The 26,489-nt window shown below is 59.8% G+C and carries 24 protein-coding genes and 4 pseudogenes; 12 read left to right on the top strand and 16 right to left on the bottom strand.

The genetic code is table 11. The features are described from left to right. Nucleotides 1–68 precede the first annotated feature (68 nt). Both repA and HJC00_RS27515 read right to left on the bottom strand, forming a co-directional pair. The gene (repA, locus tag HJC00_RS27520; protein WP_221164922.1) at nt 69–1,256 is read right to left on the bottom strand and encodes a plasmid partitioning protein RepA; all 1,188 of its coding nucleotides are present in this window, start codon (nt 1,254–1,256) and stop codon (nt 69–71) included. A 660-nt stretch (nt 1,257–1,916) separates the two neighbouring features. Continuing rightward, entirely contained in the window at nt 1,917–2,543 is a 627-nt protein-coding gene (locus HJC00_RS27515) for a TetR family transcriptional regulator (RefSeq protein ID WP_221164921.1), read from the bottom strand. Nucleotides 2,544–2,636: 93 nt separating this feature from the next. Here HJC00_RS27515 and HJC00_RS27510 point away from each other — a divergent pair, with 93 nt between their 5' ends. The 3 genes from HJC00_RS27510 (at nt 2,637) to HJC00_RS27500 (ending at nt 5,992) form a co-directional block, all read left to right on the top strand. Continuing rightward, on the top strand, nt 2,637–3,293 hold the full coding sequence (locus tag HJC00_RS27510) for an O-methyltransferase (protein WP_221164920.1): 657 nt from the start codon (nt 2,637–2,639) through the stop codon (nt 3,291–3,293). 254 nt (nt 3,294–3,547) lie between these two features. Continuing rightward, nucleotides 3,548–4,732, top strand: coding sequence for an MFS transporter (locus HJC00_RS27505; protein ID WP_221164919.1), 1,185 nt, complete (start codon nt 3,548–3,550; stop codon nt 4,730–4,732). A 264-nt stretch (nt 4,733–4,996) separates the two neighbouring features. Beyond that, complete coding sequence (locus tag HJC00_RS27500; RefSeq protein WP_221164918.1) at nt 4,997–5,992, top strand: DUF3500 domain-containing protein; 996 nt, start codon at nt 4,997–4,999, stop codon at nt 5,990–5,992. A gap of 650 nt (nt 5,993–6,642) precedes the next feature. Here the strand turns inward: HJC00_RS27500 and HJC00_RS27495 are convergent. Both HJC00_RS27495 and HJC00_RS27490 read right to left on the bottom strand, forming a co-directional pair. Then, a pseudogene (locus HJC00_RS27495) lies at nt 6,643–6,848 on the bottom strand (IS630 family transposase); the annotation flags it as partial. A gap of 122 nt (nt 6,849–6,970) precedes the next feature. Beyond that, on the bottom strand, nt 6,971–7,714 hold the full coding sequence (locus HJC00_RS27490) for a hypothetical protein (RefSeq protein ID WP_221164917.1): 744 nt from the start codon (nt 7,712–7,714) through the stop codon (nt 6,971–6,973). A 175-nt stretch (nt 7,715–7,889) separates the two neighbouring features. Here HJC00_RS27490 and HJC00_RS32850 point away from each other — a divergent pair. Continuing rightward, nucleotides 7,890–8,105: pseudogene (locus HJC00_RS32850) on the top strand (IS66 family transposase); the annotation flags it as partial. 363 nt (nt 8,106–8,468) lie between these two features. Here the strand turns inward: HJC00_RS32850 and HJC00_RS27485 are convergent. The 4 genes and pseudogenes from HJC00_RS27485 to HJC00_RS27470 all read right to left on the bottom strand — a co-directional run bounded on the left by HJC00_RS27485 (nt 8,469) and on the right by HJC00_RS27470 (nt 11,764). Beyond that, a pseudogene (locus HJC00_RS27485) lies at nt 8,469–9,122 on the bottom strand (SDR family oxidoreductase). An 847-nt stretch (nt 9,123–9,969) separates the two neighbouring features. Further along, the gene (locus tag HJC00_RS27480; RefSeq protein WP_221164916.1) at nt 9,970–10,551 is read right to left on the bottom strand and encodes a hypothetical protein; all 582 of its coding nucleotides are present in this window, start codon (nt 10,549–10,551) and stop codon (nt 9,970–9,972) included. Nucleotides 10,552–10,584: 33 nt separating this feature from the next. Then, on the bottom strand, nt 10,585–11,172 hold the full coding sequence (locus tag HJC00_RS27475) for a hypothetical protein (RefSeq protein WP_221164915.1): 588 nt from the start codon (nt 11,170–11,172) through the stop codon (nt 10,585–10,587). A gap of 160 nt (nt 11,173–11,332) precedes the next feature. Continuing rightward, entirely contained in the window at nt 11,333–11,764 is a 432-nt protein-coding gene (locus HJC00_RS27470) for a SyrB2 regulator (RefSeq protein ID WP_221164914.1), read from the bottom strand. 198 nt (nt 11,765–11,962) lie between these two features. On the opposite strand from HJC00_RS27470, the gene HJC00_RS27465 reads away from it, so the two are divergent. From HJC00_RS27465 to HJC00_RS27450, 4 genes and pseudogenes are all read left to right on the top strand, one after another. Beyond that, entirely contained in the window at nt 11,963–12,688 is a 726-nt protein-coding gene (locus HJC00_RS27465; RefSeq protein ID WP_221164913.1) for a DUF2726 domain-containing protein, read from the top strand. Nucleotides 12,689–12,778: 90 nt separating this feature from the next. Beyond that, nucleotides 12,779–13,261: pseudogene (locus tag HJC00_RS27460) on the top strand (PGN_0703 family putative restriction endonuclease); the annotation flags it as partial. Nucleotides 13,262–13,412: 151 nt separating this feature from the next. Continuing rightward, a complete protein-coding gene (locus HJC00_RS32845) occupies nt 13,413–14,045 on the top strand; it encodes a hypothetical protein (RefSeq protein ID WP_259672329.1) in 633 nt (210 codons plus the stop codon). A gap of 6 nt (nt 14,046–14,051) precedes the next feature. Continuing rightward, nucleotides 14,052–15,131, top strand: a complete 1,080-nt coding sequence (locus HJC00_RS27450; protein ID WP_221164911.1) for an XRE family transcriptional regulator — start codon at nt 14,052–14,054, stop codon at nt 15,129–15,131. 77 nt (nt 15,132–15,208) lie between these two features. Here the strand turns inward: HJC00_RS27450 and qatD are convergent, their stop codons facing one another. The 8 genes from qatD to HJC00_RS27410 all read right to left on the bottom strand — a co-directional run bounded on the left by qatD (nt 15,209) and on the right by HJC00_RS27410 (nt 23,978). Then, nucleotides 15,209–15,964, bottom strand: a complete 756-nt coding sequence (gene qatD / locus HJC00_RS27445) for a Qat anti-phage system TatD family nuclease QatD (RefSeq protein WP_221164910.1) — start codon at nt 15,962–15,964, stop codon at nt 15,209–15,211. After that, nucleotides 15,961–17,331, bottom strand: coding sequence for a Qat anti-phage system QueC-like protein QatC (gene qatC, locus HJC00_RS27440; RefSeq protein WP_221164909.1), 1,371 nt, complete (start codon nt 17,329–17,331; stop codon nt 15,961–15,963). The genes qatD and qatC overlap by 4 nt, the downstream gene beginning before the upstream one ends. Continuing rightward, entirely contained in the window at nt 17,328–18,227 is a 900-nt protein-coding gene (gene qatB / locus HJC00_RS32840; RefSeq protein WP_259672328.1) for a Qat anti-phage system associated protein QatB, read from the bottom strand. The genes qatC and qatB overlap by 4 nt, the downstream gene beginning before the upstream one ends. Further along, nucleotides 18,227–20,203, bottom strand: a complete 1,977-nt coding sequence (gene qatA, locus HJC00_RS27430) for a Qat anti-phage system ATPase QatA (protein WP_221164908.1) — start codon at nt 20,201–20,203, stop codon at nt 18,227–18,229. The genes qatB and qatA overlap by 1 nt, the downstream gene beginning before the upstream one ends. Next, nucleotides 20,200–21,087, bottom strand: a complete 888-nt coding sequence (locus tag HJC00_RS32835) for a restriction endonuclease (RefSeq protein ID WP_259672327.1) — start codon at nt 21,085–21,087, stop codon at nt 20,200–20,202. Before HJC00_RS32835 ends, qatA begins: the two co-directional genes overlap by 4 nt. After that, entirely contained in the window at nt 21,084–22,235 is a 1,152-nt protein-coding gene (locus HJC00_RS27420; RefSeq protein WP_221164907.1) for a PIN domain-containing protein, read from the bottom strand. Before HJC00_RS27420 ends, HJC00_RS32835 begins: the two co-directional genes overlap by 4 nt. Continuing rightward, nucleotides 22,222–22,608 (bottom strand): ATP-binding protein, encoded by a 387-nt coding sequence (locus tag HJC00_RS27415; RefSeq protein ID WP_221164906.1) that lies wholly within the window; start codon nt 22,606–22,608, stop codon nt 22,222–22,224. The genes HJC00_RS27420 and HJC00_RS27415 overlap by 14 nt, the downstream gene beginning before the upstream one ends. Nucleotides 22,609–22,838: 230 nt before the next feature. Further along, nucleotides 22,839–23,978: an RHE_PE00001 family protein gene (locus HJC00_RS27410; RefSeq protein ID WP_221164905.1), complete on the bottom strand. Its 1,140-nt coding sequence runs from the start codon at nt 23,976–23,978 to the stop codon at nt 22,839–22,841. Nucleotides 23,979–24,175: 197 nt separating this feature from the next. On the opposite strand from HJC00_RS27410, the gene HJC00_RS27405 reads away from it, so the two are divergent. The 4 genes from HJC00_RS27405 to dut all read left to right on the top strand — a co-directional run bounded on the left by HJC00_RS27405 (nt 24,176) and on the right by dut (nt 26,486). Further along, a complete protein-coding gene (locus HJC00_RS27405) occupies nt 24,176–24,415 on the top strand; it encodes a type II toxin-antitoxin system Phd/YefM family antitoxin (RefSeq protein WP_221164904.1) in 240 nt (79 codons plus the stop codon). After that, nucleotides 24,415–24,834, top strand: a complete 420-nt coding sequence (locus HJC00_RS27400; protein ID WP_221164903.1) for a type II toxin-antitoxin system VapC family toxin — start codon at nt 24,415–24,417, stop codon at nt 24,832–24,834. Before HJC00_RS27405 ends, HJC00_RS27400 begins: the two co-directional genes overlap by 1 nt. Next, nucleotides 24,824–25,966: a site-specific integrase gene (locus HJC00_RS27395; RefSeq protein ID WP_221164902.1), complete on the top strand. Its 1,143-nt coding sequence runs from the start codon at nt 24,824–24,826 to the stop codon at nt 25,964–25,966. Before HJC00_RS27400 ends, HJC00_RS27395 begins: the two co-directional genes overlap by 11 nt. Nucleotides 25,967–26,036: 70 nt before the next feature. Next, nucleotides 26,037–26,486: a dUTP diphosphatase gene (dut, locus tag HJC00_RS27390; protein ID WP_221164901.1), complete on the top strand. Its 450-nt coding sequence runs from the start codon at nt 26,037–26,039 to the stop codon at nt 26,484–26,486. Nucleotides 26,487–26,489 lie beyond the last annotated feature (3 nt).

Genomic DNA, 26,489 nt, shown 5'->3' with positions numbered 1-26,489 from the left:
GCCCTTTGGAAATTAGCAAGCCTCTGAATTGGCTAAGAAAAAAGCGGGTTTGTACGGCTGACAACTCTTCAAGCATTGCGGCGTCCCCATGCACTCCTCAAAAGCTCGACGACCTCGTTGTTAACCGAATCCAGCGATTCCCGGGCTCGATTATAGGTCGCGGCGGTGAACTGGGACCTCTCAACCTCGTAAAGGCTTTGCTTCGTAAGCCCCGCATCGGCTATGGCTGTAGATTTCACCATGTGGTTCTTCATCATCTGCTGGGCGAACATCGACTGCATAAAGCCCACCATCTGTTGTTGCGGAATGTCGGTTGGCTCATAACGCGTGATCAGATATCGGAACCAATCAAGTGAGACGTCCACTCCCACACCTTCGACACTCTTGAGGATTTCACCAAGCATCAGGAGAAACTGCGACATCGACATGATGTCCAACATCTGAGGGTGAACCGTGATCAGGACGGACGTTGCAGCGGTGAGGGCAGTCAGCGTGATGTAGCCGAGTTGTGGCGGGCAATCGACCACCACGACGTCGTATCTCTCATCAACCTCATCCAGAGCGTCGCCAATGCGAGTGTAGAACAGCTTTCCGTCGTTCGAGTCGTTCCGCTGCATGGCGATAGGAGTGTCGTATTCATACTCCTGCAGCTCGAGATTTGCTGGCACGACATCGAGATTTGGAAAATTGGACGGCTGTATGACCTCGGTTATTGACCTTCGCTGACTGTCATATCGCAACGCTTCATAAAACGACTTCTTTTCGTCCAACTCAGGCTGAATACCATAAAGCGCCGTCAGTGAAGCCTGAGGATCAAGATCGACGGCCAGAACACGATAGCCTTTTAACGCGAGGAATTGGGCAAGATGCGCCGCCGTTGTGGTTTTGCCGGAACCGCCTTTAAAGTTAACGACGGCAATAACCTGAAGTTTTTCATGGGCGCGTCGATGGGGAACACGATCGAGCAGAACGCGAAGCTCGTTTATCTGGGCCGCCGTGTAATATCGGCGTCCAGTAGCTGTCCTGCTCGGCTCTACGCCTTTGCCCTGCAAATGCAGTTTCTTCAAATAGCTTTGCGAAACGCCGATGAGATCGGCCACCTCAGCAAGCGAAAACTGGCGAAGCGTTTTATGAGCATTAGGTGGAAACTTCTCTTGTCGAAGCATATCAAGCTTCGATGAGATATCGCCACCGTGCGCCAGAACGGTATCCGCGAAACTCGACACTTTTCCCCAAGTGGCCATTTTCACGCTCATTTCAAAATCCGCCTCCAGTCACGATATTTGTAGGAGAACCCGACAATTATCGTGACAGTTACCCCATCACCTCATGATGGCAAGAAAAACAGGGTTATCAAAACGTTACATCCGCAACATCTGAATGCAGTCACGCTGATCGAAACGCGAGTCTGACCGTAGAATCAGAAACATACCCGCAGTCTGCCAACGTGGCCTACGAGGCGCCACTCACACTTTTGGCACTAAAATGCAAAAGCGGTGTCTGCCCCTTCGAGACCTAAAGAACCCCATAACCCGAATTGGCGCTGCCACTTCTGCGAGTAGATTGGCTTTTTGATCCCCGGCGCCCTGCTCTTCTCAGCAGAAGATCTATGAGAATAATAGCAGTTCGTACCGGCAAAACGCTCGCCTACCGGCAAGTCCCGGGCTAGATGCATCGTCTTCGCGCCAGGTTTTTTGGGAGCGCCTTTCCGTGGAATGTGCGCTGCAGCGACGGAATCTGATGTTTTCAATGAACCATGTCCAAGCCGGATAATGCGGACAGTAGCACGTTCTCAACTCGGTGAGCTCGTATCCCAGGTGTGGCGATATCTCCGCCATCATCATGTTCTTCCCCGCTCCAGACTAGGTCGTGTCCGCTTATTTCTGGCAACCACATGCCGAATTCCTAGTCCCGCGTTATGTGAGACTCCTGACGTAGGCGCAGAACATATCAGCCATCGCATCAGCATAGACCTCGATCTCGGGCAAGGTTCGTGGCTTTTCCGAGAACTGCTTTCCAACCGCACTCATCGTAGACGTGATCAGATCGCCGACCAAGTCGCGGGTCGCATCCGAGGCTTCCGGCAGCGCCTCCCGCATGAAGGCGCCGAAGATGCGGTCCCCTTCCGCCCGTGCCTCCCGCGCTTCGGGAGCATCGCGGTAGAGAGGAGCCGCGTCATCGAGCGCCACGCGAACCGTAGCTTCATCACATTCCGACCGGATGAACGCATGAACGAGCATCCTTAGCCGCTCGAGCGGAGGTGTGGAGACATCGCTGAGGATCGAGTTGAGCATCTCGGACGTTTGCCGCCATTCGTCACTCTGGAGCCGGAAGAGGATCGACGCCTTGTTCGGGAAATACTGATAGAGCGATCCGACACTGACGCCAGCCCTCTCTGCTACCCGAGCCGTAGTGAAACGCTGCGCGCCTTCGTTCGCCAAAACCTGAACAGCCGCCTCTAGGATCGTCGCGGCGAGCTCGGTCGAGCGAACCTGCCTTGGCTGTTTTCGTGAAGAAATCCGGGGACTTGGGCGCTCGGTCATGCAGCGTTCCGCTAACGCGAATAGAAAACACGAACAATCAATCGTATTTTTGAGCGCGACACAAGGAAAAGTCCAGGACTGATGGAGACATCGATGACCTCCCTTAAAACCCCTCCGCTTGCACCTCTACTGGACCGCCTGTTCCAGGAGGCTGATGTGACGACAAGCTCCACCACGACGGAACTCTTAAGCGGAGAGGGCGAGCGGCTGATACGGAGCAAGACCGAATATCTCGATTTCTATCGACGCCTGAAGGACCTCTGGCTTCCCGTTTCGCGCGAAACTGGCAAGCTGCTCTACATGCTGGCTCGAGCTTGCCGCGCGCGGACGATCGTGGAATTCGGGACCTCGTTCGGCATCTCGACCCTGCATCTGGCCGCGGCACTTAAGGACAACGGCGGTGGCCGTCTGATCACCAGCGAGTTCGAGCCCTCCAAAGTGGCACGGGCGCGGGAACACTTGACCGCTGCAGGACTGATCGACCTGGTGGAGATGCGGGAAGGCGATGCGCTCGAGACCCTTGCCAACGATCTTCCTGAGACGATCGACCTGCTTTTGCTCGACGGCGCCAAGGCGCTTTATCCCGATATCCTGCACGTGGTTGAGAACCGGCTTCGCCCCGGCGCGCTGATCCTAGCGGACGATGCCGATTACTGCCCGGAATATCTGGGGCGCGTGCGCTCATCCGACAGTGGCTACATGTTCATACCGCTCACGGAGGAGGTCGAACTTTCCATGCGGCTCGGGTGACGCGCTCCGGTCCGCGGAAGCCCTCTACCAACCGGCAACAACATCATCCAGGGGCCCGAAGCCTGTTCACTGATATCGATCAGCCTGGTTACCACCAAATAAGCGCGCTTGCAGATTGCTATCGCCGGGCTGATGCGCGCCTCCCGGCCGTAAGCGTTCACGTCAGCCAACGCATTCATCGATCCTCGCTCGAACGACGCCGGCACGCACAGGCTGCCGCGCTCGGCGATGATCCACTTATGGAGTGCGCGAACATGCCTGACACCGAACGGCCTGATCTGGCCTATCGCCGCGTCGTCGCCCTGACGGCGGCGCTGTTTCTTTCCTATCTGACCGTAGCCATGTCGCTGCCCGCGGTCCCCGTGCACGTCGTACACGGGCTCGGCCTCGACAACGCCTATGGCGGGCTCGCCGTCGGCATCGCCTTCCTGTCGACGATCCTGACGCGCGGTCGGGCCGGCGCCTGGGCCGACCGGCTCGGCGGCAAGCTTTGCATGCAGCGCGGCCTCCTCATCTATGCGGCGGCCGGACTGATCTGCCTTCTGGCAAGTCGGCCCGTGCTCCCTGTCACCGGGAGCTATGCCGTGTTGATTGTCGGCCGACTCCTGCTCGGACTCGGTGAGAGCGTGGCCATGGTCGGCATGATCGGTTGGGCCATCGGCCTGATGGGCCAGGCCAGCTCCGGTCGAGTCATGTCGCTGGTCGGCATCGGCATGTACGGCGCGTTCGCAGTCGGCGGACCGCTTGGGCTGGCCTTGCTGAACCGGACCGGCTTTTCGGGACTGATGGTCGCCTGCACCGCGCTGCCGCTGGTCGGTCTGATTGCCATTCATCGGCTTCCGGCCGTGGCGCCCCATGCCGGTCAGCGCGAGTCATTCTGGCGTATCATTGGGCGCATCTGGCGCCCGGGTACGGCCGTTGGACTTCAAGGCGTCGGCTTCGCGGCGCTCGGCGCCTTCTTCTCTCTCTATTTCCTCAGCTGTGGCTGGCCTTATGCCGGCTTCGGCCTCACCGTCTTTGGGATCGGCTTCGTCGCTATGCGGTTCCTGGCCGGCAATCTGCCGGACCGGATCGGCGGAACGCCTGTCGCCATCGTTTCGCTCGCCGTGGAGGCTTGCGGGCAATATCTCCTATGGCTGGCGTCCGGACCATACGTGGCGTTGATTGGCGCCCTGTTGACCGGTCTTGGCTGCTCGATGGTGTTTCCGGCGATGGGCTCCGAGGTCGTAAAGCAGGTGCCGCCGCACCTTCGCGGCACGGCGGTCGGTGGATTCGCTGCCTTCCAGGACCTCGCTTATGGCGCGACCGGGCCGCTCGTCGGCGTGCTGGCCGATTACTCGGGCTACTCGTCCGTGTTCCTCATCGGCGGTCTTGCCGCGACACTTGGCCTGTCGATTGCGATTTCGGCGCACCGATTGGCACGCGGGGTCGCGGTGTGATTTTGATCTCGGATGGCACTTTATGGCGGCGACCGGCGGAGAGAGGCGGCGCCACACTCGTCTCCCCACTTCCACCTCATGCACCTGTGAAAGGATCGTGCGATGAACTGCAATTTTCGCCCCGGGAAACTTCAGCATTCCAACCCATTTCCGGAACGTTTCGGACCGCCGCGATGGCGGACGCCGTTCGCGGCAATAATTACCAGCGCAGCCCTGCTGAGTTGCGTTCCAACGATCGCCACATCAGCCGAGCGAGGTACACAGATGCGTCATTCCACGGAATCTGAATCGTTCGACGCGGCGCGGAGAGCTTTCGGGACGGTGCTCGATCGCGCGAATGCGTTCATCGCCACACTCGGCGACGAGCAGCGCTCGGCTCTGCTGCAGCCATATACTTTCGCCAACGCCTCGCGCTGGCATACCTACCCTCAATGGTATCTGGGCAGACGCGGCCGTATCGGGCTGCGCCTCGAGACGCTTTCCGAGACTCAGTGGAGCGCTCTGAATGCCTTGCTCGCCGCCGCGACAGGTACGGGCAGGAACCGAGGATACGACGAGATCCAGCAGCATCTGAATGCCGACGATTATCTCAGACAGATCGGCAAGGGAGACGGCTACGGCAGAGGCGACTTTTACGTCGCGTTTCTCGGAACGCCTTCGGAGATCGGCTTGTGGCAGTTGCAGTTCGGAGGACACCATCTTGCCCTCACGAACACCTATCGCCACGGCGCCTTAGTCGGCGCAACGCCGTCGTTCCGTGGTATAGAGCCAGCCTTTCCGTTCGAGTACAATGGCGTCACGTACGCGCCGCAACGGCAAGAGATGGACGCGTTCCTCGCGCTTCTGGCCTCACTCGACGAGTATCAACTGGCGCGCGCCAGGCTTTCACGCAAATTTTCGGACGTCTTGATGCGGCCTGGCAGAGACTGGTCTTTTCCCAAACGGGCCGAAGGTCTCCCCGCATCGTCATTGGACCGTCAGCAGCGCGCGCTCCTGCTCGCCGTGATCGCCACCTATGTCGGCGACATTGACGACGCGAATGCCGAATTGATTATGGCTCGCTATGAACATGAGTTGGGAGCAACGCACATCAGCTATTCCGGCTCGACGTCGCTGTCGCGCCAAGGAGACTATGTCCGGATCGATGGGCCATCCGTGTGGATCGAGTTCGTGATGGATGCCCCGTACAACTTCCCGCAGCCGCATCCACATGGCGTCTGGCGCGACAAGAATACAGACTATGGGGGGACTCGCCGGTAGAAATCTCAAGTTTGAGGAAGCAGGTGCGTCGTCTGCAGCCTTATTAAGTGACACATTTCTAGATGGCATAATGACGGAGGTTTCTGGACAAGGAGCTCTCGTCTCTCGTTGCCGCGCCGGCTGGAGCTTCCTGCTATCCAGACGAGAAGGGCCGCTGGATCGTTAAAGATGATTACGACAGCGACTTCCGTTGCGAGGGGCATTCGATTGCACCGCTGCAAGGCCGCGATAACCAATCGTGTCCTCTATACTGGTACATTCAGGAAGGCGCTGCTGCCGAGCTTGCGCTCGGCAATCTCGTCGTTCCGGTCGATCTAGCCCCGGTGTTTAGTAGCAATACGGCCGGCGCTTGTCGCTGCCGACGGAGGGCGGTGTCGACAGCTATCGCAAATCGCTTCATTACTTCCTCCGTGACCGGGTGCTAACCTGGAAGTCGGTGAAGATATAGCTATTGCAGAAGCCAGCTCTTGATTTCCCTCCCTTCCATTGCCGGGAGTAACGAGTTTCTGCTTCAATGATTCTGATTCTTGGCGTTGCGGAGGCCCTTGCCCCTGCACCGTCGCCTCGACGGCGTAGGCGGCAGATTCGAACCGCGCGCCGCTTTCGTGGTCGATACCATAAAGGCCGGCGGCTTGGAGCCAGGTGGCCCAGCTCAGACGTTCGACCATTTCATCAAGCGTCACGTCCTTGCGGCCTTCGATCATCTCGACGACAAACGCCTCGTGTGCATCAAGGACCGAGGGGCGCCGCCAACCTTGCGGCCTGGATGTGGGCTCGCCGTCTTTCGCTCTTGCGACCCAGCGAATTGCTGTGAAATCCCAATCCCGAACCGGGCTGCCGCCTGGCGTGCAGACATGCCCGCCAGGGAGGAGGCGCTTTGTTTGGCCCACAATAGCGCGCCAATCTCACCTAAAGGCAATTTCCGTTCAGCGCTGCTGCGTCTCACGAGACGAGTGGCGCCCGCACCTACGTCCTCAATCAACGGCTGCGTGCATCACGCGATCTTTCATAAAGCCCTCTGCGTGCGGCAGCGTCGCGAGGACCAACCGCAGTGATTTGCGGGGTGACTTCACGAGCCCCGACTTCAACGGGGCTATGTGGAGGACGTTGGGGGCCACTGGAATATGCCGGGGGGGCGGCATCTTGATAATCACGCGAATATGGCGGGGGCGGACCATGCCGAGCGTAATATTCAAGATTGCTGGCCTGGCTTTCTGCCGCATGCCGCCGGGGCTCACCTTCATGCATAGATCTTCGCTGATCATCCTGATGACCTATAAACTGTTCAAACGTCAGCTCATTGCGCCCCCATGGGGAATCATCTACCTCAGCACGCGTCCTCCGGTCGCGACGCGGGTCATCGGGAATTCTTGGCTGAGAGATCTGGTCGCTTACTTGCTCAAGGTGAACTGTCACTGTGCGGGCGGCTGCTCGCCGGATGCCTTGGAGCGGGACGTCTCGACCGCCTGAACGGTCGTTGCGGATGCCGAGCATCAATGCGCGACGAGCTGAATCTTGTTCTTTCTGTATACGCCAGTTCTCCAGTGCAAGATCGGCTGCATCGGCAAACCTCTCTACTTTATCGAAAGCTTTTTCCCCGATTACTCCTTTGATTTTTTCTCCTAGCCTTTCCGCTTTGTCCGGATCGTCGGGGACAACCCTTTCAATAACAGATCCAGCCTTCGCCAACGCACGTTCGACGAGCCTCTCTAATTTGCCCATTCGATCACTCCTCTTAACTGGCGTTGGCCAGTACATATCAATAACGGCTACGAATAATAAGCAATATCGCGTTACGTTAGAAACAGGGTCGAGCGCCGGTAGCTCGTGGCGGCGAGAAACGGACCGCCGCAAGGCGGCACCGCGATAAATCTTCTCGCCAGGGTGTTGTTCGCGCTTAAGGATTTTTGCCACTGGCCGGAAAAGTTGGCTGTTCAACGATACCGTCGACGGAGCCAGCGCCATCGTCTACAGCTTGGTGCTGACCTGCCGCACGTCACGCGCGGCGCACGTTAGTGTGGTCGCGCCAGTTCTCAGCGACCTGCCTCAACGCGCTGTCGCTGCTGATATCGACGACCTGTTGCCCTTCAACTTCGCCAAAAACGCTTGCACTTTGTTGCGATGTTGTCATCCACCGGCGAATGGTCCCAGCCTATACACGGTGGACAAACAACGAGGGTGCCGAGACACTCCCACCCCGTCTCGGATCGTGCGGGACATCGGCATCGCACCCTCGAATCCTGCCTTTGTCGTAGCGCATGTGACCGGTCGTTCGGCCATTGGTGTTTCAAGTGTGGACATTATCAGCCGAACTTTCTTTCTCGTGCTCCGGACCGACTTTAGGGGAGCCCGTGAACTTCACCCCGGTGATTCATCTCGTTGATATTGGGCCTGAGTGAACCCAGCGTTGCCGGAATGAGGTTCGAGATTCCGATGGGAGACGGTTGACCGGACGCAAGGTCGATCCCGAACAGGATCAAACCGCTACGAAACCGCCGTCGATGAACAGCTCCTCACCGCCGACATAGCTGCTTTCGTCCGATGCAAGGAACAGCACCGCCTTGGCGATGTCTTCTGTCTTGCCGATATGGCCGAACGAGATGGTCTGCTTCATCCAATCCCCGATGCCTGCATTGCTCTGCAAATACGTCTGCATCGCCGGTGTGAGAATCATGCCCGGCGAAACCACATTCACACGGATGCCCCGGCTCTTCAGATCGGCCGTCCATGTGCGGGCAAACAAGCGGATCGCAGCCTTCGTCGCGCTGTAGATGGAGAGGCTTGGGAAACCCTTGCTGCCGGCTCCCGAACCTGCCAAAACGATCGAAGCTCCGGCAGACATCAGCGGTAGCGCCTTCTGCACCGTGAATACCGTGCCTTTCACATTGATATCGAACACCCGCGCGAAATGATCTTCCTCGATCCCGCCGATAGGTGCAGATTCCGACACGCCTGCATTGGCGAACACGATATCGACCTGCCCGCGGTAAGCGCTTGGTCCAGCCGCTCTATCTGCGGCCTGTGATGTACACATGGGCGCCTTCGGCCGCGAACGCCTGAGCCGTCGTTAGCCCTATACCGTCGGTCCGCCCGTGACCACTACGATCTTGTTCTCGAACCTCTTCGCCATGTTCACGCGCACCCAACGCATAGAGGAGTTGATTGGACTCGATATGGTTGAGCCCAAGCAAACTGATATAACGAAGGAGTGGAACTATAGCCTTTGCGGAAAAAGGGGCGGCCGCCAAGGCGACATTCAAGCCGTACTTTTTCGGTGCTTTAATGGCAAACTCGACTCCGCTTGTTTCGTTTTGAACAAGTAGCCTTTTTGCATACATGGGACAGTCTTAACGATCTCCGTGACCGCGAAGCCAGCATTTGCTCCAGGGGAGATCACGATGGCATCTTCGCCGTCGTCGGCAAGCATCACCATCGCTTTAGCCTGTCGGCTGTCCCTCTCGCGAGAGGATTAAGCTGGTATCTCCACGGGAAGCCTCTGCCTCAGCGATTAACCATCGACCTCGTGTGTTCATCGCTCCGAAGTGCCGGACAATACACCACCTGCCTGTGCGATAGCGACAGAGTGATTGAGGCCTTTACCGCCTACACCCTGTGCGAATGCGGATGATGAAATCGTCTCTCCAGCCGCCGGAATGTGCGCGACGCGGTATACCCGATCGATATTGATAGAAACCAAAGTGAAATTGCCATGATGTTACCGCTCGATAGAGCTATGCCAGACGCATAGCACCGGTCCACTCTGTTAGTTTGTGAACGAATTTTGATTCGCCTCACGTCATCTTGCAAAGGAGGTGGACCTTAACGGGCACCAGGAGCCGAACTATTCACTCAGCTATTCTTCGTACTGGTGGCAAGAGGACGTCCGCGAACCGGAATTTCACGCTGAAGCATAGGCGCTCGGTGCGAAGGTGGCTCGGAGGCCATATTGGCGAACATGCCATGAGGTGGGACAGCTCTCAGAAGACGCAAAACCGCTCGAGCATCATTCGAAGCTGCAGGTTCTCCTCGCGGAGTTGCTTTATCAGCAGCGCCTTGAGGCGCCGGTTTTCGGCATCAAGCCCAGCCAGTTCATCAACTGGTGCTTCAACCAAAGCGGCGAAAGATCCTTTACGGCTCTCGGCGCTTTGGCGGTCGGCACGATTTCCTGAGCGGCTCTCGCCAGTGCGCGTCGTCGCTTTTCGAGCCGGTCTTTTGGCCGCCTGTCTTTTCGATTGCGTGAGGGGGCGGACGAGATCGTGATGGTTTTGCGATGGATCGATTGGCGCCGGCTCGACCAAAGAACTGGCGAACTGGGTTTTGTTGCCGGCGTCATTGCTCTGATCAAGCTGATTTGCTGGCTCCTGCTCCTGCGCAGTTGCGCCGGGTTCGCCGATAGCGTCCAGCTCCTGCTTGGATTCAAACAAGTGCGGCGCTTCCGTCTCTGCCTGACGGATGAAAGCCTTGATATCGGTGTTTCCCCAGATCGAATTTGCCTGGGTTGTCAATCGCCGGCGACCCGACTTGAATTCGACGACGAAGTTTCGCTGTGGTGTTTTCATATTTACATTAGACCTTTAGATTCCGTGCCAAGCTCAATTGACGTCGAACCGTTTCAGCATCGTCTTGAGCTGGGCGTTCTGCAGCTGGAGCTTCCGGGCGAGCTCTCTTTTCAGTTTTTTGATGTCCTCATCAAGGCTTGCCACATCGTCGAAGAACGCGTCGCGCGCAGACGACCGAGGCACGCCTTGACCTTCATGTCTCACGACACCGGCCCGCGCGCCAGTGTTAGCCTGGGCTCCCATCCTCCGCTCACCGCGACTGTGCGGAGACCTTGTCCGAGACTTCGAATTTGTCTCGCTTGGCTCATCGGCGCTTTCAACTGAACGACGCGCTTCGCTTGGTGAGAGTGTCAAAGCCTCGTCACCAACGACCGGCGGTGCCAATGCCTGCGCTGCATCGCGATCGCCTTCAATGTCGTCCGATGCCGATGCCACTCTCTCGACCAGAACAGCCTCGTTGTATTCCGCTGGGGCGTAGTCTTCAGTCGCAGGAGATGCCGGCGTCTGCTCTGCCTGATAATCGAGAGCGGGATTCGTATCATGCCCGATGGAACTCTCGAGCCCTTTTGACGCTCGACGCCGCGACGTCAAATCGACGAGGAATTTCCACGGTGTTTTCATCGGCATTTCACCTCGATCAAGCCGGGCTGAGATGCTGCGCAGCGCCCTGTCCCCAGTCGCAAGTCGGCCGGGCACGACGAGGCGCCCGGCGACTATTTTTCTGCTGAAGATGCGGTGGCTGAGGCCGCGATGGCGGCCGACCTACATGTCTGCGTGCTGATCAATCCAGTCCGAGCCGTTTGCGCAGATCGGTATTTTCCTGGCGCAGCTTGTCGGCCAGCAATTTGCGCAAGCGCTTGTTCTCTTCTTCAAGCTGGATCAGATCTTCCAGCTCATCAATCACCGGTGCGGATGCCTTTGCCGTTTGCGGGGCAGGCTTGGCGATCTTATTTCTTCCTCTCCCCTTGAGGGTGCCCTTGCCATCGGAAGGCTTTGCCTCGATCGACTTCGGCTTTCTTCCCCTGCCCCGTCCAACAGGTTTTGCCGCACCTGACGCCGGCGCCGGTTCGGTCACCGCCTCGGTCGCGGCAGAAGCCGGTTCGGCAGCTTGCTTTTGACGACGCGGCGCACGCTTCTTCTTAACGTCCGCATTTATTGGCGCACTGGTTTCCGCGGCCCCGGCAGCAGGGCTCGTATTATTCTCATCAGCCATCAGACATCTCCTCTATAGCCAAGTCACTTTTCGACTGGGTGAAAGAAGGAGTCAACAAAGGCGCTACGGTTATCGCCCGCCTAATATCATGAATTCGATAGCGTGTGACTCGACCGCCTACGACCCTAACTCTTTTGGCTAACTTTTCGCGGGTCAGGCGTGCGCTCTACTATGCTGGCGGGAAATCTGGAGAGGGGCATGCACTATCGTCAAAGGTCGGTGCTGTTCGTGGCGCCTTGGCTGATCATTGGAATTGCCGCAGTTACCGCGTCGGGCGGTATAACTGTGGCGGATCTCGATAAGCCAGAATTGCTGATTGCCGCGCTGTTTGTCGGATTCGCCATCGGCATCGCAGTCGAACAACTCTTAACGGCGAAAAGAAAACAGGCGTGGCAGGAGAGAAACAGGTCACGCTCCGAGGAACGACGCAGCAACGAGCGCATCCTCCTGGGACCCTGGCGTCCGATGCAAACTGCCGAGCTATTGAGACCAGTCGACCCGGCGGATCAACTGCGTATCGTGATGCGCTCCAACTTCACCATTCAGCCATTGCTGAACAAGAGCGAAGCCCGCGTGTTTCGCGAGCTCGACAGGATCGTGATCGGTTGCAATTCCTCTTGGCAGGTCATGGCGCAGGTGTCGTTGGGCGAAATCCTGCGAAGCGCTGATGCGGACGCCTACAGCTGCGTCAACTCCAAGCGCGTCGACTTGCTGCTCGTCGACAGCAATTGCCAACCGCGCCATGTCATCGAGTATCAGGGCGGAGGACACCATCAAGGCACCGCGGCCGCGCGCGATGCGGTAAAGAAGGAGGCATTGCGACGCGCCGGGATAGGCTACCACGAGGTGGTGGCTGGCCAGACCACCCCATCGGAACTCAGGCGATTAGTCGAAAAGCTGGTGGACAAACCGATTGCCAGCTAACGCGCTCCCGTTACTTATGCCGGCACGGCCGAGCCGCTTCCATCGGACGGAACCACCTCCTCGTCTTGATGGTGTGGAGGCGCAAACGGGATGATCTCCGATCTCCAGGCCGTTCGCGAAAATCTTTTTCCGGCCAGCCACGGAGCCATCCATGACTGGGAGCAATTCCCTTGGCATCGTGACCGAACCAACCGAATTGAGGCCCATAAGGGCCATTCGTCACAAGCCATCGCGATCGACGTGTTCGGCACAATCAAGATGAGCAGAGATCGCGACCGCATCTTCGATGCCATCGCGGCAAGAGTAGGCGTGGCGCCGGGCGGCCCATGGGCGATAACACTCGAGTGGACGGATAGTGATCGGCTTTTGGGGGAACCAAGGCCTACGCAAGTCGATGCCCTTGCGGTCGGCGCAATGGCTGCGCTCGTCATCGAGTGCAAATTCACCAAACCCGGTGGGCAATGCAGCCAAACGGCCTTGTCGCGCTCGGGCGAGCGCCAATGCAACGGAAGCTATGCCGACCAGATCAACCCCAGTAACGGCTTGCGCGCCCGCTGTGTAATCGTCCAGAAATGATGGCATCCGCTAATCATATGCGAAAATAAACATAATGATAGGGGTTTTGCATATGATTGACGACATACGCTGATGGAAGCCTGATGCTTGACCGCGTAACTTTTTTCCTTCACAAACGAGGCAGCAAAAAGTTACGTGGAGATTCGGCATGGCTGCGGTGATCTATCAGGAAGCTCGCGACTGCGATCGCCGACTCTCACAGTATTTCAATTCCAATCGCTCGCAATGGGTCGATATCGTCAAGGCGATGGTTGCCGCGCGAGGCTCTTGCACTCCGCACAATCCCAAATCTTCTGGCGGCTTCTTCGCCTGGGACGCCGGGATCACGCGCATGCGCCAGATGTTCTGCCGGGAAGGCTGGAATGCCCTGGATGAAAGTGGCGTCGAACTCATCGTAAATCATGATTTCCGCCGCAAGGTGACGGTCATGAATGCCGACAAAGGCGTGTGCGATCCCCTGCGCTCTCCCCGCAATCGGACCGAAAAGGGCCCGATGGCGGAAAAAATTACCGACCTGAACAACCAGCTTGATCTCTTCCGTCGAGACAATCCGCGAGAGGTCAGGCACGACATCTATGATCTCTGGCAGCTGTGTGTCTTCGACAATGGGAAAGACGTCCGGGCAGAGCTATCTCGCCCTATTGAATTTCGGGGCGGTTTCTATATCGGCTATAGCGAGCGCATATGGATCATTCGCCCGGGCGAATGGGAACGGATTGCTGTCGAGATGCCGGCAGAAGACGACGGACAAGATTTCGACATCACCGTGCGCAGGAAGTAAGCAGTCATGCTCACACCTGGTCGCCTCAGCCTCGCTCGGAAACGGAGGGGGCTGACGAAGAAGGGATTCGCAGAGCTCTTGGGCGTAACTCCGCACACGGTGTTGCGCTACGAGAGCGGTGAGATAGCGCCTTCCCCCGAGACTCTGGAGCGGATCGCTAAAATTCTGAACTTTCCTCCTCCCTTTTTCTGCGCGCCTGATGTTGATGAAATCGTAAGTGATGCGGCGAGCTTCCGCAGCCTTACGTCAATGACTGCCAAGGATCGTGACGCGGCGCTGGCGGCCGGCACTCTGGCCTACCTCTTCTCCGATTGGGTGGATGAGAACTTCAGCATGCCAGACGTATCGCTGATCGACTTGAAGGATGAAAGTCCGGAAGTTGCCGCTCGCTCTCTCCGACAGGAATGGGGCCTCGGCGAGCAACCGATCAAGAACATGGTCCATTTGCTCGAAGCCAAGGGTGTGCGGGTCTTTTCGCTCGTCGAGAACACGCGAACCGTCGACGCATTTTCAGTGTGGAGAGGCACCCGGCCCTTCGTTTTTCTTAATACGGTAAAGACGGCCGAGCATGGGCGCTTTGATGCCGCCCATGAATTGGGCCATTTGGTTTTGCACCGGCATGGAGGCCCGAGCGGCAGACGAGCCGAGGAGGAGGCAAATCGGTTTGCTTCCTCCTTCTTGATGCCGTCCGCGGACGTCATTGCGCGGCTGCCACGCATTCACACATTGAATCAAATCGTCGAAGCTAAAAAGCGATGGGCAGTGTCGGTCATGGCGATGATTTATCGCCTTCATACGTTGGAGATCATATCCGACTGGCAGTACCGCATGTTCTGCATCCAAGCTTCAGACCACGGATACCGGACATCGGAACCATTCGGGGTTCAACGGGAACAATCGGTCGTATGGCAAAAGGTGCTGACCGCCCTTTGGAACGAACGGATAACGAAAACGGAAATTGCTGAGCGGCTGTCAGTACCGACGGCCGAAATAGAGAACTTGCTTTTTGGGTTAGCGGGGGCCATTTCCATGACCGGCGAGAGGAACAAGCCTCCCGAACTGCGCCTCGTGCCTCGTTCGACTTGAGCATCTACGGATACCTTGCATCCAACGAAAGTGGCTTCAACGAGGGCACTACCGAACTAACTAAGCTGCAGCCGTCGTCAGTCGAGCAAGGCACGAAGATTCGATACGATGAGTTTGGTAGTCGCGTCAGCTGATAGCCCAAGAACGTCAGCCACAGCAATGGCGGCTAACGGCGCGTCGTGGGGTTCAGTGGGGCGGCCGTCCTGTTGTGTGAAGGGACCATCGGTTTCGGTGAGTATACGGTCCCGCGGCAAGCTTCCGATCAGTTCTCGGCCACGGTCAGTCCGCGTCATCTCGGCGTTGATCGAGAAATAGCACCCCAAAGCAGCAGCTCGACGGGCGTCGCTCTTGCTGCCGGTGAACCAATGAAGCACGACGCTTCCGCGTTCGCGGGGCAGATGCGCTTCGATCATGTCCAGGACCGCCAGCACGCTCCGTACGCTGTGGACCGTGAGGATCTTGCCACCGGCTTCGGCGCATCGTTCCAGGACGCGCTCGAACACATGCCTTTGTGCCTCCAACGACTTGTAGAAACGAGGACCGGCGTCGAGGCCCACCTCCCCGACATAGCGCGTCTCAGTGAGATGACGCTCCCAAAGCGGCAGCTCCGCGGCACGTTCCGCGACGAGCTGGGGATGCAGACCAAGGGCCGCGCGAACATAGCGCGTATGACGCGTGAGCTCATGATTGCGCGGCCACGCTTTAGGCGTCGTCGTCACGGTCAGCGTGTAAATTCTCGCGGCTTCAGCTCTGGCGATGGCCGCTGCGTGATCGGGGTAGAGATCGAGGTGGCAATGAAAGTCCACGCCACCAATTGACGGCGCCTCACTCATCCGGGTCGCGTCCGCACGCCGGTCAGGAGCGCACCCACCTCCTCAAGGCCGCGCCGATACACATCCGCGAGGGCGGCCTGGCGCTGTGGCGACTCGTCGAAGAGAGGTCCGGGCTTGTGGATCAGGATCGGCGCCAACTCCGGCCGCGCGCGAAGGCGCTCGATGGCGAGCTGGAATGACCGAACCTGCACACCTTCCGATTGGCGGGTGTCAAGCGCGTGCGCGGTGAGATCGGGCACGGTGTAGACGGTCGGGTCGAAATCTGGGCGCAGGCCCTTGAGCAGCGCCGCCCGCCGGATCAGGCAAGGCAAGCAATAGCCGCAGTGCTGCGTGCCAAGGCCTTGCCATCGGCCCTTAGTGGGCGACGCGCAAGAAAGCGACGCCGACGTGAGCTGGCGAAGCAGGGTGGGATTGGCGCATTCCTCGGCCATCTCACCTTTCGTCCGGTCCCAATAGGGGTTCTCGATCCGACCCGAGATGCCGAGCGTGTGCAGCGCGTCATTCCAACGGGCGATGTAGAAAGGGTGCGTGGTCCTGGTGCTCAATGCGCCGAGCCGAAGCGGGTCGAGGGGCACGTTGACGGCGATCAGGCCGTTCTCCGGCACCTTCAGCGTGAACGTCCCGTCCAGTCCGGTGCCAGCGAATACGCCGAGAGCGAAGAAGAGGAAGGATCGTCCCCGTGTGGTGTTCTCCCCCGCCGATCCGCGGACGAAGCCGTCAGGGAAGGCCATCCAGAGACGCAGCCGATCGAAGGCCCTGCCGCGATAGTTCGCTTTGAGCGCCTCGAAGATCGTCGCCTGCGCGTCGCTGGTCGCGCCTTCTCCGGCATGGCTGATGAGGAGCGGGGTACGGCCTGCCTCGAGGGCGTCAATCGCACCGATCAAGCTATCGAGCCCGCCAGAGAATAGAGCGAGATCATCGAAGGGAGGGCCTATGAGCCGCGCCGGCGGTGTCGGTGCCACGCGCGCGAAGCGCCTCGGTCGGGTGCGAAACCCCAGGGACCAGCGATCGCCGGTAAGAAAATTCAGCAATCGCACAAAGGTCGGGGCGGCGGCCTGCCAGCGGTCGGGATCCGAGACCGGGACGATGAGGCGCAGCTCGCGAGTCCAACCATCCTGCGATTCACTGTCGCGCGAGACGCGAGTGTCGGCAGCGTGCACGTGCGCGGCCAGCACCAGGACATCGACGCCCATTTCTGAGGGAAAGATACCGAGCCGCGAGAGATCGGCCAGCGCCCGCCCGATGCCATGGCCGAGCGACCGCTCGCCGCCGACGAGATCGAGTCGGGTTTCTACCTCGCCGTTACCGAGCGGCATTCGACTGCGATCGCCAGCGTCGTAGCGGCCAGTGATGAGATGTCGTCTCATGCGCCCTCTGCCTCCGCATCGCCCATGATCTGCAGGATTCCGAACGCCTGCTCGTAGATGCGTCCGACGAAGGTCAGCACGCGTTCGGGTGTCAGCGCGGCAGCCGCAGCGCGCGCAGTCGTGAGGGCATCCGCGACGCCGCGCCTGATGAAATCGTGGAGCTGCGCCTGGACGCGGGCTGCTTCTCGACTGTCGCTCGGCAGCGTCACGGTTTTCGCCCCGATGTCGTTGCACAGCCGGGCTTCGATCGCATTCGTCGCGTACAGCTCGAACACGGTCTGCATCTGCTCGGCGGTGAGACCGTCAAGGTCTGTGATACCCGCTCCGGCGAGGTCGGCGATGGTCTCGATGAACGCTTCGCGGGCGATGCCCTCATCGATCGAGCCGCCGTCGGGGCAGACATAGTCTGCGAGTCCGAGGAAGATTTCCTCGATTGGGCGGCCCGCCAAGCCGTCGAGGTTGAGCGCGCGCAGCGCTTCGGTGGCGCCCCGGGCGACCGCGTCGGACAGGAAGCCGAGCAAACGGCTTCCCGCACCGCGCGCCGACCCCATCCTGGCTGCCGCGGTACGCGCGCCGCCAGAGGAGGAACCCACATAGTGGGAGACGGCGCGGCCAAGGCTCCGGCGGTCATCGCCTCCGGATCCGGCGAAGCGCGAGAAATTGTTGCGCGCGGCCGAGAAGCGCGTGGGATCGGCGACGGGGGGCACGGGAGGTCTGGGCGGCGGCGCAGGCGGAGCATTGGGCGGGGCCCCGTCACCAGGCGCACCGTCCGGCGGCTGACCCGGATCGGGTGGGGCGCCGTCGGGCGCGGCCGGTGGCGCGCCGTCGTCGCCGAGCCAGCTTGGAACGAGGGGAGTGCCACCGGCCTGGCCACCGAACGCGCTGGAGGTGCCCATCAGCGTCCCCCCTGCCGGGTGCGCAGCACGCCGTTGGCCGCGGCCTTCAGCATGGGGCCGCCTTCCTTGCCCCAGGTTTGGAGCAGGCGATCGAAGCGCTGGACGGCTTCGCCGTCCTTGAGGACTCCCTCCCAGCCACCGCAGACCCACGGACCCAGCCGGTCGCGCGGCAATGCGTCGAGGAAGTTAACGAGTTCACCTTGGAGGGTGGGGTGCGCTTTGATGAGGACCGCCAGGCCGGCCGCGCCCGGCGGCTCGGTCTCGAAGGCGTCGGCGCCCACAATGCGCCCGCGCACCGCCTCGAAAACTTGAGCCGCTTCTGGCGGCGCCAGCCGCTTGAGATCGGGCTCGAGACCCTGGACGGCGAACTTGCCTCCGAAGAGTTGCTCGACCACGGCGGCCAGATGCCCCAGCACCGAGGCCGCACCGAAATAGTCCTTCCGGTCCTTGGCCACGAACAGATAGGGGCGGAGATCTTCGTCGCCGATCATCGTCGGGACCCTCGCCCACGCCTTGATCGCCGGGGAGGAGAGCCACTCGCCGAGCAGCGCGCTCTCGGTGGTCTTCACGGCTTCGAGTATGGGTGCAGGCTTTGCCACGTCGCCGTCCTTGCCGGCCGACTTCGCCGGCTTGGCCTTCGGCTTGTCATCCTCTTTGGCGGTCGCGGCGGCTTCGAGAGCGGCAAGGTCGGGACATTTGCCATCCGACGCCGCAGCGGCCGCGGCGGCGATCTGATCGAACAGGCGCGGGATGAAGCGCTCGGCAAGCATTAGCTTCGCCAAGACCGGGAGCTTCACGTCGTCGCCGAATCCGCGCGCCTCCGCCGTGCGTTGGCGCAGGACGAGGGTGTTGAGGAAGCGTTTGATCTGGCGGGGATTGCCTTTCGTGCCGCTGGCCAGGATCGGCCCGATCTGGTCGCTGAGGGCCAGCGCGTTGTTCGCCCGGGAGGCCTTCTCGCCGAGCGCGGTCCTCACGGCAGCCGAGTCCAATGCGCCTGAGGTCCACGGGCGTTTCAGACGCTCGCGTGCGACGCTGATCAAGGTGTTGAACTCCGGATCGTCGTCGCCGAGTTCGGCGCCCACGAGCAGCAGGGTCACATAGATCCGGGTCTCGGTGTCGCCCAGGGAAGGAATCCGGAACGGCACCTGGATCAGTTTCTCGAGGTAGTTGCGCGCATAGGTTTGCGAACCCGTCGTGTCCGGCAGGTCGGGGAAATGCTTGCGCACGGCGTATTCGATCATCGCCTCGTCGGCCGCGACGACGAACGCGGTCCGCGAGGTGAAGACGAAGAGACGGACCGCCTCAAGGGTTTCGATGGCGGTGTCCGGGAGGCAGCGGTCGAGGTCGTCGATGAGGACGACGAGCTGCTCGACGCCCGCCTTCTCCAAGAGGTCGTCGAACGCTTTCCGGAAGGCGTTGATCTCTTCGGGGACGTTCGCGCTTTCGCCGTCCTTCTCCTTCAGGAGACCCTTCACGCCATCGATAGCTGATTGAACTTTGTCCTTGGTGGCGAGCTTCGCGGGGTCCGCCAGCACGCCCTCCAACGTGCCAACGATCGCGTTGATCTGGTCGGGTGTCGGGATGCCCGTGAACGCGGTGAAGGCGAGGCCTCCTGCCTTCTTGGCGACCTTGAGCCAGTCGATGCGGCGGAAGACGTCCTTGACCGCTTCTCCCGCCCTCGTCAGCGCCGGCCGTTTCTCGATCAGTCCTGTGACAATGCCCTCGATCAGCGCGATCTTGGCATCTTCGAATCCCTGGAACCGCCATCCGTTGAATTTGAGGCACAGGACCTTCGCTTCCGATTCGAAGCCGGCTTCAATCATCTCCAGGACGCTCGATTTGCCCGCGCCCCAGTCGCCATGCACGCCGATCGTTACTGGTCGATCAGGCCGGTCCCCCAGGAGCTTGATGATCGTTGTTGCGATCGCCTCGTTGTTGAGGAGGTCGACCTTGGTTTCGTTGTCTGTCAGGATCATCGGCTCACCCCGTTCTGATCGAAAAGCTCCCTTACTGGGATGAAGGGGCGCCCCGTTTCAGCAGCCCTGCGCACCTTGCGTTCGAGAACCGCTTTGAGCGGGATCTGACGATCGAGCGCGTCGTAGATGTCGCGGCCATCCATGCAGATGAACCGCTTGCCCGAGCCGAATGCAGAGAGGCCGTCGGGTGTGAAGCCGTTGTAGCTGACGAAGAGCCCGCGGGCCCAGGCAGCCTTCTGTTCGAGCTTACCATGAAAAACATGGAGGTCGGCGACACCCGTCGGCGCCGAATGCCACTTCGCCTCGAACAGGTAAGTCTCCTCGCCGAGCAGAAAGCTGCCGTCGATCTGTTCGCCGGTGTTGCGGAACGGTTCGCGGGCCTTCAGGCCCGCCATGTCGAAGCTCCGCTTCAGGAAGCTCTCAAAGGCATAGCCTCGCTCATGCGACTGCAGCGATGCGACACGCACGAGTTCGTCCCGCAGCTCGGCGAGCAGTCGCCAATCGAAAGCTGGTCGCGGCGGCATGCCGCCGGCGTCCGTCGGCTGACCGGTTAGCCGGGCCAGTAGCCCTAGATACCGTCCTTCAGCGTTCACTACGGGATCCTCCCGGCCCGTGCGCGCCAGGAATTCCCTACGATGCTCCCAGAGGGCCTGCAAGGTTCGGGCGGCAGTGGCGTCGTCGACCTTCTGAAGGAAGCAGCGCAGCCGCTTGCCCTTAGAGCCACCATGGTCGGCATAGATCGAATTGTCGATGTCGACGTCCAGCTCCGCGGCGAAGAATTCCGAGAAGCTCGAATCCGAAAAATCGAGCACGTAGCCGCGGCCTCGAACGAAGTCGACGAGATCATCTACGAGACGGAGATCGATGGACCGTATCGCGCTCATTCCCACTCTGGCTCTGGTTCAGAGAAGGGCTCGATGTAGCCGAAGTCTACTTCTCGAAGCCGCGTCGCGGGATTGACTACGGCATCATCGATTTCGATGTCTTGGCCACCTTTGCCTGTCACAGTGAGCGTAATTTGATAGCGATGTTGAAGGGTCACGTCTTCGACAGTCCCTCCTAGGGACACATAATCCTTGTCGATGCTGTCATGGACTGAAAAGTTAAACGAAGCCTGGACCTTAATTCTTGCAGTGACTGGCACAAGAAACGTGACGCTGTCAGCATCCGATGAGACAATCCTCTGCTCGGCGTCATGGCCCGCGTATTCCATCTCTTCAACAACGGCTTCTTCGATCTCCGCGTCCCATTCCATAAACGCCGACGCATCCACGTCGAAATCGAGATCATCGAGATCCCTTTGGATTGCACCTACGATGGCGCTGGCGACAAATCCGTTGGGATCGGCGGTGATGGAAGCGATGCATTGTGCGACGACATCTTCATCCTCGTGAAACAGCGCTAAGGCCTTCCCGATATCGTCGGCGCAATAGAGATAGTCGCTCTCTTCGCAGAACGTCAGCCAACCGCGGTCTTTGCTGACGACGAGTACAGGGCCATTGTCTTCGGACCACCGTCGCAGTGCCGCCAATGCAATGGCATCTGGAAACTCGTGTTTCTTGTTTGCTCCCGCGAATGGGGGTAGTGCACCGAAATATCTGCTCAAAAGCTCAGCAGTCTCAACCGCGCCCTCTGACGAGACGACTTCCATACCGATGGTCGCGGTGAAGGTGTTGAATAACTCGTTTGCGTGATCGGCGACGCGGTCGCGGGGTGTCAAAGCTGCTTTGAAAGTTTCGATGGCGCCAGCATCAGCTTTCCAGATTTTCGTATGGGCCCTCAAGGCTGACATTAGTTGATCGTAGGCGGCATCGTGTGCAGTTGTCATGTGGCTTGTCACCTCGCCGGCGACGACGTCCGCAATGAGTGAGGCAACATTCTTTGTCCTCAGGTTGCCGATGCTGAGCAGGATACGATTGTCCAGGTTGCCGTTAGTGTTGAGACCGTCAACTATGTTGGTGTCGAGCGTAAATCCCCTGACCTCGCCCGCAGCGATCATGCCTCTTATTTCATCAGCATCATATTGCGGCACTCGCTTCCCCCTCTTTAATCTTACGCTGTCGCTTTGTTCTTTCAAAGCAATCAAGCCACAGAAGTCGACCTACGCCTTTCCCACCACGAGCAATCTTATTGTCGGTGTCGGTGGTCGTGAATGCCTCGTAGTTCTTTCGGTCCAGGCCTGTTCCATTGTCCTCAACGACAATCTTAACGTGGGCCTGCTTGCGTCCAGTAACAATGTTTACGATCACCCGGCCGCTGTTGGCAACGTCGTCTCGAAAACGGTCCTGCGTGCTGTAAATTGAGTTGCTGATGGCTTCAAACAGCGGCTGCATAGCATCCGCGGTATTCGCAGGTTTCGGTAGTCGCTCGATTCTTTTGACAAGATTGCTTTGAAGCGAAGCCATCTTTTCCCCCAGTTAGCGATACAGCTTATGCGTTTATTTGGTGATTGGGCAACGCCGTCGACTCGTCACTAACAGTATTCTTCTCATGGACTAACGATTGATGCATTGCTCCGGTAGGTTTTGTAGTCATGGTTTAGTCGGGACCAGTCGCATGATATCGATATTGGGACCGGAGTTAGTTCATCACCGATCAGCACGCGGTGTCGGAGCTGCAGCTGGTTTCGAACATCCTATATCACCCCCCACGCCCGAAACCTCCCCCTCCCCGTCATCTCCCGGAGCCCCAGCTCGCGGACAATCCGCCGCGCCGCCTGCGGCGTCACCTCGAGGGTGTTCGCCACCATGCCGGCCGACACCAACGGTTTTGCCATGACCAGCTCGACCAGGTCCGGCAGCTTCGATGAAGTTCGACGTCCTTCCAGTTTCCGATCCATCATCGTTTTCGCGAGCGCCAGCCGGTCATGCTCCTTCAGACCGACTTCGGCGGCCGCGAGCAGACCGTCGGCGATGGCCAGCAGCCGGATTTCGCGATCACGATGCCGGCGCCGATCGACAGGCACGGTCTTGAGGCCGAGATTCATGGCGGCGAGATGCGTGCCTGACGTGACGCCAGCCTGGCGCAGGATCGAGGCGCAAAACAGCCGGCCGATCCAGGGCGCATGCTGCAGCACCGAGATCTCGTTCCACGCATCCAGGGCGACGATCGACTGCAGCACCGCCGGCAGATCTTGCGCCTTCCGAAGGACGCCACGCCATTCCTCCAGGCGTTCGTCCTCGTCCCAGTCGAGATCGTAGACCAGTGGATCTCGTTTACGAGCGCCGGCGAGGCTGGGCGCTCTTGCTTGTTCGATGGCAGCTTCCGATCGGGCGAGGACCGCATCGATGGCGGCGAATTCTTCCGCAAGCGGACCGGTATCATCGTTCTCCTCCCCCTCCCCTCCTCCGACCGTGCCAACATCCGGCGCGACGGCGTCGATCGCGACAGTACCGGCGGCGCCATGCGACGCTGCAGGCGGCGCCTGCCCGCGGAGGCCGCGGAGGCCTTCGGGGCTGAGCGGCCAACTGGGTGGCTGCGCCGCAATGCGCCGGCGGGTTTTCAGGACATCGCGGGCGATAGTGAGTTCGTGGGTCGGGGTGCGGACATCCTTGGTGGCGTCGTGCAGGACCAAGTCCTCAAGATGGACCAGTTCACCGTCGATCCACAGCGAGGCGCAGGCGTCGGCGAAATGCATGCGCTCGATCCACCCTTCCCCGACCGGCGAGCGAGCGACTCGCTCGTCGAGGCGGGCAAGTGCAACGCCAGCCTCCGAAATCGGCCGCAACAGGCTCTGGATTGGCAAATTCGACAAGTCGTAAGACATTGAATTCATGGTAAATGATTTGCTAAACGAACTCTAGTTAAGAGTTATGGTTCGTCACTGGATGATCTTGCGGAGATAACGTGTCACTTCCGATAAGTACCTGTTATCGGAAGTGAGATAGCCAACCCGTTGACCAACAGCGCCTCACGCCTTATTATCCACCGAAGTGCGCTCAAATTCACTTCGCTCAAGGAATTGTCATTGTCATGACTGTCACGGTCAAGGTCGCCGAGGCCAAAACCCACCTGTCCGACCTGCTGGCCAGGGTCGAGGCTGGCGAGGACTTTATTATTGCCCGCGGCAATGATCCGATCGCCCGTTTGGTCGCCATCGACGAGCGCCGCCAGCGACTGGCCGCCATCGAGGCAGTCCGGGCGCTGCGCGCGCAAGCCCAGTCCGTCACCCACGAGGAAATCCAAGACTGGAAGCAGGAAGGCCGGCGCTGATGGCCTTTGTCGTCGATGCCTCGATCGCCGGCGCTTGGCTGTTGCCGGACGAGGACAATACACTCGCTGAACAGGCGATGCTGCGAATGGCCGATGAGGACGCCGTGGCGCCGGATCTCCTACGCCACGAAATTCGCGGCATCCTATTGAGCGCCGAGCGCCGCGGCCGGATTTCCGACGACCTTGTCCATTCCGCACTGTCGCGGCTTCGTGCCCTGCCGTTAAAGCTCGTCGGCCCTGGCGACGATACGGAGGTGGTGCGCCTGTCGCGCAAGTACCGTCTCAGCGCCTACGATGCCGCCTATCTCGCCCTCGCCCTGCTCGAACGTCTGCCATTGGCCACGCTCGACCGGCGACTGGCCGGGGCCGCAAGCGAGGAAGGCGTGGGCCTTTTGGGACCAATCGAGCATGAGCAATGACGTTCCGGCATCGATTTTGGCACGCGCGGCAACTCTGGACACGATCGCCGCGGTGCTGCCTATCGATCGGCGCGACAGGCTCGCCGAGCTTCTGACCGACGAGGACGTCGAGACACTCAAGCACCTCGTCAACCAGGGCATGGGCGACAATACGCTGCGGGCTCTTGCCTCCGACCTCGCCTATCTCGAAGCCTGGTCGCAAGCAGCGGCCGGCGCTCCCCTACCCTGGCCGGCGCCCGAGGCCCTGCTGTTGAAATTCGTGGCGCATCATCTCTGGGACCCGGCGAAGCGCGAAAGCGATCCAGATCATGGCATGCCTTCCGACGTCGATCAGGTCTTGCGCGATCGCGGCTTCCTGCGGACTGCCGGACCGCATGCGCCGGACACCGTGCGCCGACGTCTCGCCAGCTGGTCGACGCTGACCAAGTGGCGTGGCCTCAACGGCGCCTTCGCCTCCCCCGGCCTGAAATCCGCTATTCGGCTTGCCGTGCGCGCCGTGCCGCGGCCACGCCGCCGCAAGAGCGCCAAGGCGGTCACCGGCGACGTCCTGGCAAAGTTGCTGGCGACCTGTGGCGGCGACAGCCTGCGCGATTTCCGCGACCGCGCGATCCTAATGGTCGCCTTCGCCTCCGGCGGTCGCCGGCGCAGCGAAGTCGCCAATCTGCGGAAGGAGCAGCTGACGATCGAACAACCGGTAAAGGGTGAGGACGATATCCCCCTCCCCTCCCTTGCAATCCATCTCGGTCGCACCAAGAATTCGGGCGCCGGCCAGGACGAGGTCGTCTATCTCACTGGCCGGCCGGTGGACGCGCTGAATTCTTGGCTGGCGGCCGCGAAGATAGACAGCGGCAGTGTGTTTCGGGCGATCGACCGCTGGGGCAATGTCTCTCGACGGGCGCTTGATCCGAAGGCGGTCAGCGATATCGTCAAGCGGCGGGTGGCCGAGGCTGGGCTGGAGGTGGGGGAATTTTCAGCGCACGGTCTGCGAGCAGGCTATCTCACGGAGGCCGCAAATCGTGGTGTCCCCCTGCCCGAAGCTATGGAACAATCACGCCATCGGTCGCTTCAGCAGGCATCAAGCTACTACAACACCACCACACGGCGCACAGGTCGGGCAGCCCGCATGATTTAACCAAGATGTGGTACGATCAACGGAAAATTTCATCCAAGGCGTGGAGCCCTCGGAGAAAGGAGCAACAAGGTTGAATGACAGTCGGGCAGTTAAGGTGGTCCTCTTAAATGAACAGGCCACACTACCAGAGTACAAAACGAGCGGTTCAGCAGGAGCTGACCTCTTTGCCGCATTCAGCGGACCAGCCATAGTCTTAGAACCAGGCCAGCGCACAAACGTCCCTACCGGAATTTGCATCGAGCTTCCCGAATCGATGGAAGCACAGGTTCGTCCGCGTTCGGGCCTTGCGTCGCACCATGGAGTAACAGTCCTGAACTCCCCTGGTACGATCGACAGTGACTATCGCGGCGAGGTTATCGTCATTCTTCTAAACACGTCCGAGACCCCTTACACAATCAAATCGGGTGATCGCATAGCACAGATGGTGATCGCTCCAGTGGTTAAGGCAGTATTTGACACCGTCACCGAGCTTGGCAGCTCCGCCCGAGGCCATTCCGGTCTGGGAAGTACCGGAAGCTAGGCG

It is taken from the genome of Rhizobium sp. NLR22b, assembly GCF_019685295.1.
GTDB lineage: Bacteria > Pseudomonadota > Alphaproteobacteria > Rhizobiales > Rhizobiaceae > Rhizobium.
This window is presented reverse-complemented; position numbering and strand designations above follow the sequence as displayed.